This is a genomic window from Chryseobacterium sp. CBo1, assembly GCF_001693475.1.
GTDB classification, from domain to species: Bacteria; Bacteroidota; Bacteroidia; order Flavobacteriales; family Weeksellaceae; genus Chryseobacterium; species Chryseobacterium formosense.
Map to the genome: position 1 here is coordinate 1 of NZ_MAUH01000039.1, position 17,263 is coordinate 17,263.

The 17,263-nt window shown below is 34.1% G+C and carries 20 protein-coding genes; 11 read left to right on the forward strand and 9 right to left on the reverse strand.

The genetic code is table 11. From position 1 onward, the window contains the following. Positions 1-124: 124 nt before the first annotated feature. Entirely contained in the window at positions 125-568 is a 444-nt protein-coding gene (locus tag BA768_RS16285) for a hypothetical protein (RefSeq protein WP_185114203.1), read from the reverse strand. A gap of 68 nt (positions 569-636) precedes the next feature. Here BA768_RS16285 and BA768_RS16290 point away from each other — a divergent pair, with 68 nt between their 5' ends. After that, positions 637-1,110 (forward strand): DUF962 domain-containing protein, encoded by a 474-nt coding sequence (locus tag BA768_RS16290; protein WP_065721624.1) that lies wholly within the window; start codon positions 637-639, stop codon positions 1,108-1,110. A 72-nt stretch (positions 1,111-1,182) separates the two neighbouring features. Here BA768_RS16290 and BA768_RS16295 read toward each other — a convergent pair whose 3' ends face one another. After that, positions 1,183-2,250: a DUF2891 domain-containing protein gene (locus tag BA768_RS16295; RefSeq protein WP_065721625.1), complete on the reverse strand. Its 1,068-nt coding sequence runs from the start codon at positions 2,248-2,250 to the stop codon at positions 1,183-1,185. 69 nt (positions 2,251-2,319) lie between these two features. Between BA768_RS16295 and BA768_RS16300 the strand changes: the two genes are divergently transcribed. Then, positions 2,320-3,204 carry a DUF4349 domain-containing protein gene (locus BA768_RS16300; protein ID WP_065721626.1) on the forward strand — a complete coding sequence of 295 codons (885 nt, stop codon included), beginning with the start codon at positions 2,320-2,322 and terminating at the stop codon, positions 3,202-3,204. A gap of 155 nt (positions 3,205-3,359) precedes the next feature. Here the strand turns inward: BA768_RS16300 and BA768_RS16305 are convergent, their stop codons facing one another. The 3 genes from BA768_RS16305 to dnaA all read right to left on the reverse strand — a co-directional run bounded on the left by BA768_RS16305 (position 3,360) and on the right by dnaA (position 6,096). Beyond that, on the reverse strand, positions 3,360-4,058 hold the full coding sequence (locus BA768_RS16305; protein ID WP_065721627.1) for an SAM-dependent methyltransferase: 699 nt from the start codon (positions 4,056-4,058) through the stop codon (positions 3,360-3,362). A gap of 9 nt (positions 4,059-4,067) precedes the next feature. Beyond that, entirely contained in the window at positions 4,068-4,541 is a 474-nt protein-coding gene (locus BA768_RS16310; RefSeq protein WP_065721628.1) for a low molecular weight protein-tyrosine-phosphatase, read from the reverse strand. Between the two features lie 100 nt (positions 4,542-4,641). Beyond that, on the reverse strand, positions 4,642-6,096 hold the full coding sequence (gene dnaA / locus BA768_RS16315; protein WP_034675574.1) for a chromosomal replication initiator protein DnaA: 1,455 nt from the start codon (positions 6,094-6,096) through the stop codon (positions 4,642-4,644). A 135-nt stretch (positions 6,097-6,231) separates the two neighbouring features. Between dnaA and BA768_RS16320 the strand changes: the two genes are divergently transcribed. Both BA768_RS16320 and BA768_RS16325 read left to right on the forward strand, forming a co-directional pair. Then, positions 6,232-6,651: an acyl-CoA thioesterase gene (locus BA768_RS16320; protein WP_034675573.1), complete on the forward strand. Its 420-nt coding sequence runs from the start codon at positions 6,232-6,234 to the stop codon at positions 6,649-6,651. A gap of 190 nt (positions 6,652-6,841) precedes the next feature. Further along, positions 6,842-7,279 carry a hypothetical protein gene (locus tag BA768_RS16325; RefSeq protein WP_065721629.1) on the forward strand — a complete coding sequence of 146 codons (438 nt, stop codon included), beginning with the start codon at positions 6,842-6,844 and terminating at the stop codon, positions 7,277-7,279. A gap of 54 nt (positions 7,280-7,333) precedes the next feature. Here the strand turns inward: BA768_RS16325 and BA768_RS16330 are convergent, their stop codons facing one another. Then, a complete protein-coding gene (locus BA768_RS16330) occupies positions 7,334-8,611 on the reverse strand; it encodes a replication-associated recombination protein A (RefSeq protein ID WP_065721630.1) in 1,278 nt (425 codons plus the stop codon). Positions 8,612-8,789: 178 nt separating this feature from the next. Here BA768_RS16330 and yidD point away from each other — a divergent pair, with 178 nt between their 5' ends. Together yidD and lgt are read left to right on the forward strand one after the other, a co-directional pair. After that, positions 8,790-9,032 (forward strand): membrane protein insertion efficiency factor YidD, encoded by a 243-nt coding sequence (gene yidD / locus BA768_RS16335; protein WP_065721631.1) that lies wholly within the window; start codon positions 8,790-8,792, stop codon positions 9,030-9,032. A gap of 429 nt (positions 9,033-9,461) precedes the next feature. Then, on the forward strand, positions 9,462-10,328 hold the full coding sequence (gene lgt, locus BA768_RS16340) for a prolipoprotein diacylglyceryl transferase (protein ID WP_065721636.1): 867 nt from the start codon (positions 9,462-9,464) through the stop codon (positions 10,326-10,328). 59 nt (positions 10,329-10,387) lie between these two features. Here the strand turns inward: lgt and BA768_RS16345 are convergent, their stop codons facing one another. After that, on the reverse strand, positions 10,388-11,902 hold the full coding sequence (locus tag BA768_RS16345) for a bifunctional ADP-dependent NAD(P)H-hydrate dehydratase/NAD(P)H-hydrate epimerase (RefSeq protein WP_065721632.1): 1,515 nt from the start codon (positions 11,900-11,902) through the stop codon (positions 10,388-10,390). Positions 11,903-12,037: 135 nt separating this feature from the next. On the opposite strand from BA768_RS16345, the gene mscL reads away from it, so the two are divergent. Continuing rightward, positions 12,038-12,427, forward strand: coding sequence for a large conductance mechanosensitive channel protein MscL (gene mscL / locus BA768_RS16350; RefSeq protein WP_034675561.1), 390 nt, complete (start codon positions 12,038-12,040; stop codon positions 12,425-12,427). Between the two features lie 51 nt (positions 12,428-12,478). Here mscL and BA768_RS16355 read toward each other — a convergent pair whose 3' ends face one another. Both BA768_RS16355 and BA768_RS16360 read right to left on the reverse strand, forming a co-directional pair. Then, positions 12,479-13,438, reverse strand: coding sequence for a D-2-hydroxyacid dehydrogenase (locus BA768_RS16355; RefSeq protein ID WP_081874539.1), 960 nt, complete (start codon positions 13,436-13,438; stop codon positions 12,479-12,481). A gap of 99 nt (positions 13,439-13,537) precedes the next feature. Further along, positions 13,538-13,942 carry a phosphoheptose isomerase gene (locus BA768_RS16360; RefSeq protein WP_034675556.1) on the reverse strand — a complete coding sequence of 135 codons (405 nt, stop codon included), beginning with the start codon at positions 13,940-13,942 and terminating at the stop codon, positions 13,538-13,540. 311 nt (positions 13,943-14,253) lie between these two features. Here BA768_RS16360 and BA768_RS16365 point away from each other — a divergent pair, with 311 nt between their 5' ends. From BA768_RS16365 to gcvT, 4 genes are all read left to right on the forward strand, one after another. Beyond that, positions 14,254-14,862 carry a Pr6Pr family membrane protein gene (locus BA768_RS16365; protein WP_065721633.1) on the forward strand — a complete coding sequence of 203 codons (609 nt, stop codon included), beginning with the start codon at positions 14,254-14,256 and terminating at the stop codon, positions 14,860-14,862. 69 nt (positions 14,863-14,931) lie between these two features. Then, positions 14,932-15,441, forward strand: coding sequence for an isopentenyl-diphosphate Delta-isomerase (idi, locus tag BA768_RS16370; RefSeq protein WP_065721634.1), 510 nt, complete (start codon positions 14,932-14,934; stop codon positions 15,439-15,441). Between the two features lie 8 nt (positions 15,442-15,449). Next, positions 15,450-15,926 carry a hypothetical protein gene (locus BA768_RS16375; RefSeq protein WP_051882830.1) on the forward strand — a complete coding sequence of 159 codons (477 nt, stop codon included), beginning with the start codon at positions 15,450-15,452 and terminating at the stop codon, positions 15,924-15,926. 15 nt (positions 15,927-15,941) lie between these two features. After that, positions 15,942-17,018, forward strand: coding sequence for a glycine cleavage system aminomethyltransferase GcvT (gene gcvT / locus BA768_RS16380; RefSeq protein WP_065721635.1), 1,077 nt, complete (start codon positions 15,942-15,944; stop codon positions 17,016-17,018). The last annotated feature ends 245 nt before the right edge of the window (positions 17,019-17,263 follow it).

Here is a 17,263-nt window from a genome sequence, read left to right on the forward strand (position 1 = left end):
CAGTGATAAAGATACAAAATTTAAACTAAAAAAACAACATAAATATTTGATAATCAATTAATTAAAACAATTTCTTGTTTTACTAAAACACAAAAAAGTCGGAAGAAAAATCTTCCGACCATGACTACTCTACAATCTCCTTTTTGTAAGTCATTTCAGTTTCAGAATCGAGAATATATTTTAAGAAATTGACGCTCTTCCAAACCACATCCAAGTCATCTTGTGAAAACGGAACCCCCACATTCATCTGTTGACGGAAATAACGATAGGTAATTAGCCTGTTGAATTTCAAAGATAAAGCAGAAATAAATTCACGCTTGTAAGAAACCATCCTCGACTGAAAATCATCACTGATAGAAATCAATTCATACACAGTTTGCGGATCTGTTACGATGAAAGTATTAGCTGTCAGTTCAAGGTCGCTGAGATGTTGGCGTAGCTTTATCGTTCCGCTTTTGATAAATAAAAACGCAGGATTATCCGGACGAAAGGGTTTATCCGCCGAGATTCTATGATGAATGGTTTCCTGCGTAAAAATCTCAACCCCGAATTTTTCTAAAACAGACATAAAACAAATGTAAGCAATCTCTTGAGCGGTTGCAAAATTTTATTATTTTAGTGTTCCCAAATTTTGATATGAGAAAGATTGATTTGTTACTTGCAGAATACGGCGAGAGCCACAGAAACGCAACCAATAAACTGATTCACTGGATTTGCGTACCACTGATTTTCTGGACGATTTTAGGTTTTATTTCTTACATTCCGACTCCAAATATTTACCTGAAATACTACGGATTTCTAAGTGTGGCAAGTTTTGTTGCATTAACATTAGTTACAATTTTTTATTTCCGACTGTCTTGGCGAATTGCGATCATCATGATTTTTATAATGCTTTTGATGGAGCATTTTGTTTCGTTGGCTAATGTCACATTCGGAACAAAATCATGGATTTTCTATCTTGCCATTTTTGTAATTACATGGATTTTACAATTTGTAGGACATAAAATTGAAGGCAAAAAACCATCCTTCTTAAAAGATCTTCAGTTTCTTTTAATTGGTCCGATATGGCTTTTGAGTTTTATTCTTAAAAAACTTGGAATCAGATATTGATTCTAATCAAAATGTTGAAAGTTTTTTCAGTTTTTAATAACTTCCCTCATCCATCATCAAACTTCCAGCCTTTTAATCCTCCAAAGCGTAAACTGCAAAACTTGCCAACCAGTGATCACCACCGTAATTCCCCTGAAAAAGCAACGGAAGACCATTATTCAAAAATACGGTTGCCGTTTTTTGGAAATCCTTTCTTAAAGGGTGATTGTCCGGAAGAGATTTTGCAATTCCTTTCATACACCATGCTTTAGAAAAAGATAAGCCAACGAGATGTACGGTTTGGTAATCACTCAGATCACTCACAACAGGAATTTTTTCGATATTCTCTAAACTTCGTTTTTCGTAGAATTTATTCAGCCATTGTACAAAATCTTTTTGAGGAAGCACCCTTCTCATTAAATCTGCAATTTCTAAACTTGGAGAAAAGAAGTCGGAACCATCCGGTTCAAGATAAGCCGGTGTTTTTTCATCTTTTAAATAAAAATATTTTGCTTTTTCAATTAACTGATTTTCAAAGCCGCTATCTTTATTAGCTCTTGCCCAATCAATTGCAAAAGCCATGGCAAAGGCAGTGTTTGGATGAACTCCCGTTCTGTTCGGATATGTCTGTTTTGGCAAATACGCTTTCCATGAATTCAGAATTTTATCTGTTAACGGTTTTAAATTCTGATGCCATATTTTAGCTTTAGGATGATTCCAGCTTGTTAATTCTTCATCAAGTTTTAATAGCCATGCCCAACCGTAAGTTCTTTCAAAAGTTGTTGTAAGCTGATATTTTGTGAAATAATCGGCTTCAGTCTGAAGATTTTCTTTTTTGAATGAATTGTCAAGAATATTCTCGATGTCTTTTGCAACAGATAAGTTTGGTTTTGTCTTTAATAAGCGAACCAACATCCAATGACCGTGAACAGAGCTGTGCCAATCGAAACAACCATAAAAACTGGGATGCAGATCCTTTGGAGTTAAAGGGACTTCATTCGCATTGTTAATAATATGCGCTGTTTTATTCGGATATTCCTGATTGATGCAATGAAGTGGTTTTTCAGATAATTTGATCGCCATTTCATCTGTCAGTTTCGGGGTTTCCTGAGCGAAAATGAAATATGGTAATAAAGTGAATGCTAAAAGACTTTTTTTCATTCCATAAAAATAGAAAAGTAATTCTGAATTTTAAGCATAGTTTTTGCTGAAGTTCCCAAAAACTGATATATGAAAAACATTTTTATTGCCCTTTCACTCATAACTTTCGTTCATTGTAACAAATCTGAAAATTCTCATGAAGTTCAGGCAAATCTTCTCGAAGTACAAGACGACAAAGTTGATGCTTCTATTGTATTTGAAACTCCACCTCCACCTAAAGAAGAACTTCCGAAAAGTGCAATGATTTCTGCTAAATCAGTAAACGAAGAACCTAATATTTCTGCACCAAAAAACAATGTCATTGCAAAAAAAATTATTAAAAACGGTGAAATAGAAATTCAGGTTGGAGATATTAAAAAAGCTCAGAATCAAACCAGTGAAATTGTAAAAAAGAATAATGCTTATATCCAGACAGAACGTTTTACCAATACTGATGTAGATGAAAAATCGTTTTTAACGATTCGAGTTCCGCACAAGAATTTTGATGCTCTGGTAAATTCTTTTTCCAATGGAATCGGTTCGGTTTTATCTAAAAATATTTCTTCGGATGATGTGACGGAAGAATATACCGACGTTTCGATAAAATTAAACAACAAAAAAATCTATCTTGAAAAATATCGTGATATGCTTCGAAGTGCAAAAACTACGAAAGATATGCTGGAAATTCAGGAGAATATTCGTGAGCTGGAAGACGAAATAGATATCGCTGAAGGAAGACTTCGTTTTATTGACGATCGTGTAAACTACAGCACGTTGAATCTGGTTTTATATAAAGAAAAAGCAAGAAGTTCTGCCACTTCAAAAGTTGGTTTTGGTAGTCGCTTTGGGGATTCTTTCACCGAGGGTTGGAATAGTTTTGTCGCCTTTTTCCTTGGAATAATTTCTTTCTGGCCTTTCTTTTTGCTGATTCCGATTGTTATTTTACTTTGGAGAAAATGGAGAAATAGAAAATAGTGATAAATGATATGTGAAAATTTTCATAAAATAATTGCACATTTTGTCATTCCATAGGAATCTAAGCAAAGTTTCAAGCTTCTAATCCTATATTGAGATTCCTACGGAATGACAAATTACCAAAAAATTATTTGTCGCTATTTTTTGATAACAACTTACTTCCCTAAAACAAATACCGCCGGAATTTTATGCAGTTCCGGCTTTTGCTTTTGCCAGTCCTTTATTGTTTTTGTTTTGATAAACTCGTGTTCCGGATCGTTGATATTTGCCGCAATGCAAAGTTTTGTATTGGGTGATAAAAATTTAATTAAATCCTCGAAAAGAACATTATTTCGATAAGGTGTTTCCATAAAGATCTGGGAATAACCGGTTTTCTGAACCATGGATTCAAGATATAAAATCTGTTTTTTCTTTTCGCCTTTATCAATTGGAAGATAGCCATTAAAAGTAAACTCCTGCCCATTGAAACCACTCGAAATTAAAGCTAAAATAATAGACGACGGTCCTGAAATCGGGATCACTCTGATATTTTTCTCATGACACCATTTTACCATCAGATTTCCCGGATCTGCAATACAAGGAAGTCCGGCTTCTGAAAGTAATCCGAAATCCTGACCTTTCATCATTAGTTCCTGAGCTTCTTTAATATCTGCATTTTCGGTATATTTATCTAAAAGAAAAAGCTTCAGATCTGACTGTTTTTTTTCAGGTGCAAAAAATTTCACCACTTTTCTTGCTGTTTTTTCGTTTTCAACAAAAAAGTAGTCAGTCTGCATGATATATTCTTTGATTACAGGAGCAAAATGACTGATAGAAGTATTTTCTGAAAGATATGCGGGAAGTAAAAAAAGCATGATTTTAGACTAAGATTTAGGTTGAGTTTGAGATTTTAATATGGTTTTTGAAATAATTTCACAAGCTTCATCAATCTGACTGAAAACCTGATCAAATCCTTCCGAACCGCTCCAATAAGGATCCGGAACTTCATGTGGAAAATGTTTTAAGTTTAAATCCTGCATCAATAAAGAAACTTTGCTTTTCTGCTGATCTGTTTTCGCCAATGAAAGCACATCACGAAGATTATTTTTATCCATACAGAAAATTTTATCATACTCATCTAAATCTGACGGCTTGATTGGTCTTGAAGATTGTTTAGTAATATCAATCCCGTTTTTTGAAGCTACTTCTATTGATCTTTTATCGGGACGGCTTCCTTCGTGCATATTAATCGTACCCGCAGAATCCACCTGAAAGTTTTCAGGAAGCTTAGATTTCATAATTCCTTCTGCCAACGGACTTCTACAGATATTTCCGAGGCAAACCATTAAAATTTTCATTGATACAATTTTAAAAAATTCAGATTAAATTCTGCAACAAAACTAAATAAAAAAAGGAGAATAGATTTATTCCCCTTCTTAAAATATTTTAATATAGAACTTAGCTTTTGATTCTCTCAGTAAGTTCTTTTACGTATTTTTTTACTTCTTTATCAATTTTAGAAACATCTTTAATTGTTTCGCAGGCATACATTACGGTTGAGTGGTCTTTTCCACCCATTTCTTCACCAATTTTGGTAAATGTAGCATTGGTAAATTCTTTTGCAAAATACATTGCCAATTGTCTCGGAAGTGCGATTTCTCTTTTTCTCGTTTTCGATAAAAGCTGCTCTCTTTTAATTCCGAAATAGTCACAAACAATTTCCTGAATGTATGGAATATTGATGATCTTTTTCTGATTTGCCGCAATCTTATTGATCGTTTCTTTTAATAGCTCAAGGCTCAAGTCTGATTTATAAATTGTAGAATAAGCAATCACCGAATTGATCACACCGATCAGTTCTCTTACGTTGGTTTTTGCTTCCGCAGCAAGAAAATCAAGCATATCATCGGTAAGAACGATACCGTCTCTGCTCAATTTGTCTTCAATAATTTTTTTTCTGGTTTCAAGATCCGGAGATTTGATCTCTGCAGAAAGTCCCCATTTGAAACGGGAAACAATTCTGTCCTGAATATCCATAATATCAACAGGAGCTTTATCTGAGGTAAGAATAATCTGTTTTCCATTCTGGTGGAGATAATCAAAAATATGGAAGAAGCTATCCTGCGTTGCAGATTTACCGGAAAGGAACTGAATATCATCAATAATCAAAACATCCACCATCTGATAAAAATTGGCAAATTCTGTCTGCTTATGAGCTTTCGCTGCTGAAATAAACTGCTGAATAAACTTTTCGGATGACAAATAAAGAACTACTTTATCAGGAAACTGGTTTTTAACTTCCAAACCTACCGCCTGACCTAAGTGTGTTTTACCAACACCATAACCTCCATATAAAAATAATGGGTTAAAAGCAGTTGCTCCCGGTCTTTTTGCTATCGATTTAGCAACAGTTGATGCGAATTTATTGCTTTCTCCTTCTACATAATTGTCAAAAGAAAAATCAGCTTTCAGATTCGAATCGATATTTACTTTTTTGATTCCCGGAACCACGAAAGGATTAACAATATTACCTGAAAAACCTTGAGGCATGGTCTCCTGAACTTTTGGTGTGGGAACAGATTTCCCTTTCATATTCATGGTAACCGGTTTTTCTAAACCGCTCGGCTTGTTTTCCATGACCGAATACCAAAGTTTAACGCCTTTACCAATGTTTTTCTTCAGGGCAGCAGAAAGCAATGACAGATAGTTATCTTCAATATATTCTTTGTAAAAATCGCTCGGTACCATCAACGTAAGATTATTTTCAACCAACGAAATCGGTTGTACTTTGTCGAATAGTAAATCAAAAGATTTTTCAAGTTTTTTAAGATCAGAATTATCTTCAGCCGCGTTGAGATTATCTCGCATAAACTGAAGGCATTTCTGCCATATCATCATTAAATTTTCGTTCATTTTTATGCCCTGATTAATTCTTTGGTTAGTCGTTTTTAGGAGGAAGACAAAGGTCTCATTTTTTATTTTCAAAAAAAAATATTTCGCATATTGATTATTTAAAAATATATTTGTATGTATAATTTAAAGCTTAAAATGATACACTCAAAACACTCATTACGAGTACGTTACGCAGAAACAGACCCTATGAAATATGTTTATTACGGAAATTACGCAACGTATTTCGAACTCGGGCGCGTGGAACTTTTTCGCAGCATCGGGATCTCTTACGATGAGATCGAAAATAACGGAATCTGGTTACCTGTTTCTGATTATAAAATTAAGTATTTAAAACCAGCACTATACGATCAGAAATTAGAAATTCACACATTTATGAGAAAAATTCCGGGAGTGAGAATTGAATTTGAATATGAAATTTACAACGAAGAAGGAATTAAAATTACTGAAGCTTCCACTACTCTTTTCTTTTTAAACGCAAAAACCAACAAAGTGATGAAATGCCCGGACTTTTTAATGAAGCTCATTGAAGAAAACTGGAAGGAAGAAGTTCTTTAATTTTTTAAACTTATGATGAATTATTCAAGTAAATTTTATTAATAGAAATGCTAAAATCTCATTGATGGGTCTAATAAAATCAACGAAAGACTATTATTCATCAATATTTTACAAATTATTTAAAAAATTCATTGACAATTCATAAAATATAAGTACATTTATCACGTTTTTAACGCTCATATTATTAATTATGAAAAAAATTTTATATTCTTTATTTATTTTTGCTTCTGCTACTCTATTTGCACAGAAAAACCCTAATGTAAAATTTGCAGTATCGGGAGATATGATAGGAACGGTTGCAATGTTTGAAAGCCAAAAAGACTTTGTTCAAAGTACACAAGTTTATAAAACTGCAGCCAGTCTGCCTCAAAAGCTAAAAAAATTCAGTTTTCTAGCTGACCAGGGACTTACTGAAGTGAAATTCAAAAACAACGTTAGTCCATTCGATAATATCAGCTTAGCTTCATTTAATCAGCAAAGCAATCTTCCAAAAGACACTCCGGTATTTATTGAAGGGTATGAATTTAAAGACACCAATATGAGAGTCTTTTCAGAAATTGCGCAAAATCTAGAAGTAAAAGACTATAATGGCGTAAAAACTTTGTTTATTACGAGTACAAGAAAATAGTGATTAAAATAATTTATTATAAAAAACGGATGCCTTTGAGACATCCGTTTTTATTTAATATTTGTCGCTCCATTTCTTCTTAAGCTCATCGTAGATTTTCTTTTCAGTTGCATTATTGCCCGGCTCATAAAATTTAATATCTTTAATTTCTTCCGGCAGAAAATCCTGATCTACGAAATTTCCTTCATAGGAATGGGCATATTTATATTCTTTCCCATAATCTAAATCTTTCATCAGTTTTGTCGGTGCGTTTCTTAGATTAAGCGGAACAGGAAGATTTCCGGTTTTCTTCACAAAGGCCAAAGCTTCATTAATTGCAGCATACGCCGAGTTACTTTTTGGGGAAACCGCAAGATAAATTGCTGTTTCACTCAGTAAAATTCTCGCTTCAGGATTCCCGATTACGTTAATTGCCTGGAAACAATTATTCGCAATGACCAGAGCATTCGGATTTGCCAAACCAATATCTTCAGAAGCCAGAATAAGCATTCTTCTCGCAATAAATTTAATATCTTCTCCACCGGCAATCATTCTTGCCAACCAATATACCGCACCATTCGGATCACTTCCACGCATCGATTTGATGAAAGCCGAAATAATATCGTAATGCTGTTCTCCATTTTTATCATAAAGTGCCATCGTTTCCTGTAAAACCGACATCACATCATCATTGGTAATTTCTATGGTTGAAGAATTTTTAAACTGATTAAGAACCAATTCTACAGAATTGATCAGCTTTCTGCCATCACCACCCGAATATTGTATAAATGCTTGCTTTTCTTTAATAATGAAATCTGTGTTTTCATCTTTATTAAATCTTTCAGAGGCAATATCAATCAGTTCTTCCAGTTTTTCATAGCTTAAAGCTTTCAAAATGTAAACCTGACTTCTTGAAAGCAATGCCGAAACTACTTCAAAACTAGGATTTTCGGTTGTTGCACCGATGAGAACCACCCAACCTTTTTCTACTGCATGAAGCAAAGAATCCTGTTGAGATTTGTTAAAACGGTGAATTTCATCAATAAAAAGAATCGGCGATTTTCCTGAAAAAAGATTTTGTTTTTTGGCGTCTTCAATGACATCGCGTACATCTTTCACGCCCGAAGAAACTGCAGAAAGCTTAAAAAACTTTCTTCCCGATTTTTCCGAAATAATTTCAGCCAGCGTTGTTTTCCCGGTTCCGGGAGGTCCCCAAAGAATGAGAGAGTTCAGCGTATCATTCTCCAGCATTTTTCTGATCGTACCTTTTTCTCCGGTAAGATGTTCCTGTCCCAAAACATCGTCTAATGTTTTAGGTCTTAATCGTTCTGCTAATGGAATATTATGATTCAAGATTTTCTAATTTAAGGTTTAAATATAAGTTACAAACTTTAAGACAAAAACAGGATCATTAATAAAGAACCGAGATTGAAAAACCTTCTGATTGATCAGACAAATGATATGTTTACCGTTTGAAACTTCTAACAAATTTAAACTAATTTTCATTTTTTTACTCTATTTTTGCATTGTTTTGAAACTCACCTTCAATAAAGTTATTACATCACCGTTGGTAATTCTTATCAGATTTTACCAGTGGTTTATCTCGCCATTACTTCCCAAAAACTGCCGTTACGAACCAACGTGTTCACATTATATGGTAGAATCGTTGCAGGTTCACGGTATTTTCAAAGGTTTTTGGCTGGGTATAAAAAGAATTTCAAAATGTCATCCTTGGGGCGGAAGCGGTTATGATCCCGTTCCCCCGAAAAATTAAAATATTCAAATTAAAAATATAGAAATGAGCAATATTTTCTTCCGAATGTATCTTGTGTTATTTGCTTTGGTTACCCAATGTTTTTTTGCACAGAGTTACCAAGACAGTTTATCTGACGGAACATTAAAAATCAATTCTTCTGAATTTCCTGTAAAAATTTATGCAAGTACAGAATTTAGCTATTTAAATAAATTCGCCTCCGTAAATACAACAGGAAACACGCTGATTATATTTAATAAATCTAATGTAGAAGCCGATCAATTCCACACCAATTCAATTCTTATCAACAGCTATAAAAATGCTGCTTACAAGTTTTTTGATAAAGATTTTAAACCGGTAGATGTTACAAATATTCCTGAAGATAAAATCGAAACGCTGAAATATGCTTTAAAAACCGAAAAGCCAATCGCTTCCGGAGACACAATATCTTTGGAAACTCCTTTTAAAATCTGGGATCCTACTTCGGGAATTCAATTGGGACCGATAACGCTGCATTTTTACAGTCTGATGTTTATTTTCGCATTTGGTTTCGGTTATGTTTTGATGACCAAAATATTCAAAATTGATAATGTCAACCAAAAATATCTTGAACCACTTTTTACATGGACTTTGATTGGAACAATTCTGGGAGCAAGAATGGGACACGTTATTTTTTATCAGCCTGAATTATTCAAGGAAGATTTCTGGAGCGTTTTCTTACCGATAAGTACGAAAAATGGTTTGAAATTCACAGGATTTTCCGGATTGGCAAGTCATGGAGCTACGATCGCTTTGATTTTCACAACGCTTTATTATTCATTCAAAATCATCAAGAAAAATCCGTTCTGGGTGTATGACAGATTAGGAATTGTGGTTGCTTTAGGAGGTGCTTTTGTAAGAATGGGTAACTTTTTTAATTCTGAAATTATCGGTAAACCGGCAGATCCGAACTCTCCGTTTGCCTTACTTTTCCCACAACAAAGCAGAGAATACGGAGTAACGATTCCTCGTTTTCCTTCTCAATTGTTCGAAGCTGTAGGATATGTTTTACTATTCGTTTTACTTTGGATTTTATACAGAAAAACCAACAAAAAATATCAGCAAGGCTGGCTGTTTGGTTTGTTCTTCATTATTCTTTGGGCAATCCGATTCTTTGTAGAATTCCTGAAAGAGCCTCAAGGTGACGAGTTTATTTCTTTTGCAGGATTAAACACCGGTCAAATCCTTTCAATTCCGTTTATGATTGCAGGAGTTGTCATCATGATCTACTCTAAAAAGTTTAAAATTACGGAAGCTGAAAACGGAAAACCTGAATAAATGTTATTAGCTTTTGGCTTTTAGCAATTAGAATTATCACTGTTTAAAAATACTTAAAGTCACAACAATGTTGTGGCTTTTTGGTTTAAATCAAGAAAGACATTTCCGATTTCATCAATAACATCTGTCGGTTGCATCGCTTCTTTTGAATGTTTTTCAGCAGCCAAATCAGCCGCTTTCCCGTGAAGCCAGACTCCCAAAATTGCTGCATCTTCGGAAGAATATTTCTGAGCTAAAAGTGAAGTAATTATTCCCGTCAGAATATCGCCGCTTCCGCCTTTTGCCAAACCAGAATTACCTGTAATATTATAAAAAACCTTTCCTTCAGGATTTACAACCTGCGTGTGATGATCTTTTAAAACAATATAAAATCCGAACTGTTTTGCTTTGGTTTTAGCTACCTTTAATCTTTTAAATGAATTTTCTGTTTTTCCGAAGAGCCTTTCAAATTCTTTTGGATGCGGTGTGATAATAGATTTTTTTGGAATTAATTTCAAATGATTTTCATTTTTAGAAATCATATTAAGCGCATCTGCGTCTAAAATTAAAGGAGATTTATGATTTTCTAAAAATTTCAATAAAGTTTTTTCTGTTTCTTTCTCAGTTCCCAATCCCGGACCAATTCCGTACACTGCATTTTCCTGTTCATCTATTTGAGTAATATTTTTCTCACCACCTGCAATAAACATCGCTTCGGGAGAGCTGGTCTGAAGAATTTCATAACCACAATAAGGAGCCAGAACAAATGTTAATCCTGATCCTGTTTTCAAAGCGGATTTGGTAGCAAGAACTGCTGCTCCGATTTTCCCATAACTTCCGCCAACAATGATTGATTTGCCGTAAGTTCCTTTGTGAGTGAAATCTTCGCGAGGCTTAAAAATTTTTAAAATTAAATTATCATCGATTACAAAATCATCTGACTCTGTCTTATCAATAAATTCGCAACTCAGTTTTATATCTAAAACAAAAACTTTCCCTGCAAATTTTCCGGTTTCGGGATGAAGAAATGTTTTTTTCCAGAATTGAAACGTCAATGTATAATCTGCTTTAAAGATCACATCATTCTTTTCATTAAGCTGATCGGCAAACATTCCTGAAGGAATATCAATTGAAATTTTAGGATTGTTTTTTAGGCTTAAATTTTCGGTCAAATCTTTATAAATACCTTGTAAGTTTCCGGATAAACCTGTACCGAAAAGAGCATCAATAATAACAGCTTTTTCAAAATTATATTTTTCGATTTCACTGAAATCTTTGACAGAAATTCCCGAAATATCTTTTAACCGTTTATAATTAATCAAAGCATCGTCAGAAAAACTTACTTTATCTTTATTGATAAAAACATCCACGTCAAACCCTTTCAGATAGAGCATTCTTGCAACTGCAAAACCATCACCGCCATTGTTCCCATTACCGCAGAAAACTACAAATTTTGTATGTTGCTTACAATTTACCGAAATCCAATCAGCACAACTTAAAGCCGCTCTTTCCATTAGCTGTACGGAAGAAATGGGCTCATTCTGAATGGTATAATCATCTGCTTTTCTGATATTTTCTGCTGTAAATATTTTCATTGATTGCGATTTTTATTAAATTTAACCATAATTATTTAAAACTAATTATAATTTAAATCAAAAAAATGATGAAAAACTTTTAAGATTACTATTATTAAATAATACTTTTGTGTAAAACAATTAAAAATATAAATTATGGGATTTGCTAAAGAATTTAAAGAATTTGCGTTTAAAGGTAACGTTGTTGACCTTGCTGTCGGTGTGATTATTGGTGCAGCATTCAGTGCGATTGTAAAATCTCTCGTGGATGACATCATCACCCCACTGATTTTGAATCCTGCTTTAGAGAAAGCCAATGTAAAAAACATTGCAGAACTTTCGTGGGACGGTGTAAAGTATGGGAATTTCTTATCTTCCGTAATCAGCTTTCTGATTGTTGCGTTCGTTTTGTTTATGATGATTAAAGGGATCAACAGCCTTGGCAAGAAGAAAGAAGAAGCTCCGGCTGCGCCTGCAGGACCAACTGAAGACCAAAAATTATTAATGGAGATCAGAGATTTATTGAAAACAAAAAACAATATATAACAGAAACGCCGCAGAAATTTGCGGCGTTTTTTTATTTTAATATCTGGCAAATTACTGAATCTGCAAAATACTTGAAATCTGATCTGCTAAAGAAAGCCCGATTCTATCCTGTGCTTCCAAGGTTGAAGCTCCTGTATGCGGAGTAACCGAAATTTTTGAATGGGTAATCACTTCTTTTGAAGGTGTTGGTTCATTAATGAAGACATCAAGCCCTGCAAATCTCACTTTTCCTGAATTTAAAGCTTCAAGTAAAGCCGTTTCATCAATCACACCGCCTCTTGAACAGTTGACAACAGCTACCCCGTTTTTCATCATATCAAATTCCGCTTTTCCGATCATGTATCCGTCTTTCTGAGCCGGAACGTGAAGGGTGATGAAATCTGCGTGCTTTAAAACATCATGCAAAGGTTCAGTTTCAATATCAACATTGATAAACTGATTGTTGTAGAATGTTACTTTGATGCTTGCTTTTCCAATCATGTTATCTGCAGCAATAACTCGCATTCCTAATCCTAAAGCAATTTTCGCAACTTCCTGTCCGATTCTTCCCATCCCGATAATACCAATGGTTTTACCTTTCAGTTCGATTCCTGCAGCATATGCTTTTTTAAGTGAAGCAAACTCGGTATCGCCTACCAAAGGCATTTTTCTGTTGGAGTCCTGTAAAAATCTCGCCCCTGAAAACAAATGGGCAAATACAAGTTCAGCTACAGATTCAGATGAAGCAGCCGGTGTATTGATCACATGAATTCCTTTTTCCCTAGCATAATCTACATCGATATTATCCATTCCTACTCCACCTCTTCCGATGATTTCCAGTGACGGACAATTATCTATAATATCTTTTCTTACCTGTGTAGCACTTCTTACCAAAAGCGTTTTGATCTTGTTTTCGTTGATGTAATCTAATAAAAATTCCTGCGGAACTTTGGTGGTAATCACTTCAAATCCTTTCTCCGTTAATGCATCGATTCCTGACTGGTCTAAACCGTCGTTTGCTAAAACTTTCATAATTGCTTAATACTATATTTAAAATGCAAAAAGATTTAAAAACTAAAAGATTTTGCGCTTATGCTTTTCTCTGTTTAATTTTTAAACCTTTTCTATGATTTAATCTTCTTTAAAAACTTCGATGGTTACCTGTTTTTCGATAAGGTCGGTAAATTTACCTTTGTATCGCGTTGCTCTTACCAGATGATTGTCGATCCAGTGATAGTTTCCGCCTCTTGGTTTTCCGCATAATACACTGTGATATTTGAATCCGTGTTTGTCTAGCCAGTCGATTGTAATTTGCTTTAAATTTTCTGTTCTGGAAGTAAAGAAACAAATCTGGTGACCTTCATCATACCACTTGTTGATCGTTTCCAGTGCATCTGGAAATGGTTCACAGGTTACCATTCTTTCCGGCTCTTCGTTTGGAACGTCTTCTGTAATTGTTCCGTCGATATCGATCAGATAATTTTTAATTCCGTCTTTTAGAATCGGACTGATATGCTCAATATAATCTAGTTCCATCGTTCAAAAATTTTAAAGCGCAAAGTTACACAATATGATTCATATAGGAGCATTAATTTTAACTTATCTAAAAAAACAATCTAAAACATTACGAATAAGAGAAAATTTTTAACATTTAATTTGGAAATCCCATCTATTTGATTAAAATTTTTCTTTTTAAAACAATCAAATTTCATTATCAATTCCTCAATAATTAAAAATAAATTAACATAAAGTTAGCTCAACAATTCAAATTATCAGTTTGATTATTTTTTTTTGAAGGCAAATAGTCAATTTTTAATTATATTTAAATGTGACTTAAAAGAAAGATTATGAAAAGATTTTTTTCTTTAATTTTTGTTATTCTGGGATGGTTTGCGATTATTATGCAATATATTCTCATGCGTAATAATTCTGAACTGGCCTTACCAGAAATGACCATCAGATTTTTCAGTTATTTTACCATTCTTACCAATATTATAGTTGCGTATCATTTTACGTTGCAATTATTCAGAAATTCTGAAAAAATAGAGAATTCAGGGATTATCACTGCAATAACGGTTTATATTTTGGTTGTTGGCCTTATTTATCAATTGATTTTACGATCTGCATGGAATCCTGTAGGAATGCAGAAAATAGTTGATGAACTTTTGCATTCGATCATCCCGTTTCTTGCTTTACTATACTGGATTTTTATTGCAAACAAGAAGGATTTATCTTACAAACTGATTCCTAAATGGACAATTTATCCATTACTTTATCTGGTTTTTATTCTTACCCGTGGGAGCTTTGCCGGTTTCTATCCTTATCCTTTTGTGGATGTTGTCAAGTTTGGCTATTCACAGGTTTTTATTAATTCGCTTTATATTCTGATCTTTTTTATTGTTTTATCAGTGGTTTTTATCATAGTCGGTAATGCTTTAAGCAGACAACAGACTTAGTTTTACTTTTAATCATGATGTTTTACCAAAAATTTCCGAAATACATTTATTAAACTTAAATTTGTCGGAATGGAAGAATTGGTAGTTTTAGTAAATCCCGAAGATCAGGTTTTAGGTCTGATGGAAAAACAGCAGGCTCACATCAATGGTTTGCTGCACCGTGCTTTCTCGGTTTTTATATTTAATGAAAAAGGAGAAATGCTTTTGCAAAAACGTGCCAAAAAAAAATATCATTCTCCCGGAAAATGGACCAATGCCGTATGTTCACACCCAAGAAACGGAGAAACCTATCTCGAAGGAGCCAAAAGAAGACTGAACGAAGAATTAGGAATTGAAGCCGAGCTTTCAGAAAAATTTTATTTTATCTACAAAGCAGATGTTGGTGGCGGTCTTTGGGAGCATGAGCTCGACCATGTATTTACAGGAATTTATAATTCGGATTTTAATCTCAACGTGGATGAAGTAGAAGAAATACGCTTTATTTCCTTGGGAGATCTAGAAACAGAAATGGCAAAAAATCCTGAAGAGTTTACCGAATGGTTCAAAATTATTTTAGAAGAATATAAACACAATCTTTGATGACACAGATGAAAAAAATTTTATTCGCCGCTTTTATTTTTGCGACAAGCTTTCTTTTTTCGCAACAGTTGGGAACTGAGCTTTATGACAGTGAAAATTATTCAATTGTAATGCCCGATACCTGGAAAGCAACTAATGATGACGGCATCGTGAATATTTTCCCGACCAACCAGATTGGCGCGATTACCATTTCGGAATATCATGATTTGGAATTGCCAAAATCTGAAGTGAAGAAATTTATTTTAGCCTTATACAATTCTTCAGATGAAGAAAAAAAAGTGAAAAATACAGGCAGCAAAAAAGGGTATTCCGAATATCTGTACGAATATTTTGATGAGAAAGAAAAGCTTTTCTGGATCACTAAGTTGTATCAGAAAAACAAAGACATGTTCATCATAAGCATCAATTGCCAGGAAAAACACTGGAATGGTAATTACATGAAAGTTTTTAATGAAACTTTTGACAGTTTTAAAATAAAAAAATAGAAATAAAATTTAAAAATGAAAAAAACAGCATTGTACGACAAACACGTTTCTTTGGGAGCGAAAATAGTACCTTTTGCAGGATTTGATATGCCTGTACAATATTCCGGAGTTACGGAAGAACACTTTGCAGTAAGAGAAAAAGCAGGTTTATTTGATGTTTCTCACATGGGACAGTTTTTCATTGAAGGAGCAGGTGCAAAAGATCTTTTGCAGTTTGTAACGACGAACAATGTAGATGTTTTAGAAAACGGAAAAGCACAATATTCTTGTCTTCCGAACGAAAACGGAGGAATTGTGGATGATTTGATCGTTTACAAAATGGACGACGAAAAATATTTTGTGGTGGTAAATGCTTCAAATATCGATAAAGACTGGAATCATATTTCAAAATACAACACTTTCGGGGCAAAAATGACCAATGCTTCAGATGAAATGTCTTTATTGGCAGTTCAGGGACCGAAAGCAACTGAAATTCTTCAGAAACTAACAGAAACAAATCTTTCTGAAATTCCTTATTATCATTTCACGGTAGGTTCTGTTGCAGGAGTTAGCGATGTAATTATCTCAAATACAGGATATACAGGAAGCGGTGGTTTTGAGATTTATTTCAAGAATGATTCTGCTGAAAAACTTTGGGATGCCATCATTGAAGCAGGAGCAGAAGAAGGAATTATTCCTTGCGGATTGGCTGCAAGAGACACTTTGAGACTGGAAAAAGGGTTCTGTCTTTACGGAATGGATATCGACGATACCACTTCACCGATCGAAGCCGGATTAGGCTGGATTACGAAGTTTGATAAAGATTTTGTGTCTAAAGACATTTTTGCAAAACAAAAAGAAGAGGGTGTTACGAGAAAATTAGTTGGTTTTGAATTGACCGACAAAGGCGTTCCAAGACACGACTACCCTGTTGTTGACGCAGAAGGAAACGTGATCGGAAAGGTAACTTCGGGAACTCAGTCTCCAATGAAAAAAATCGGTTTGGGAATCGCTTATGTTGATAAGCCTCATTTCAAGCTTGGTTCTGAAATCTTTATTCAGGTAAGAAATAAAAATATTCCTGCAAAAGTGGTGAAAATGCCATTTGTTTAAGGAAATATTTTAATGAAATATAAACCGCTTTATCGTTCTGATGAAGCGGTTCTTTTTTAGGAGCTTTTTCCCGCTTTCCGCTGCAATCTTTTTTTCCAAAAAAGGATTTTCACTGCAATGGTAAGTTTGCATTAAGTGAAATTGATTAATAACTTAGTTAAAAAAATTAACCAAAAGAGTAAAAGCAGCAGGATAAAGGCAGACGCTTCATTGATACTTCGATATCGCCCCCGATTTTATTCCCC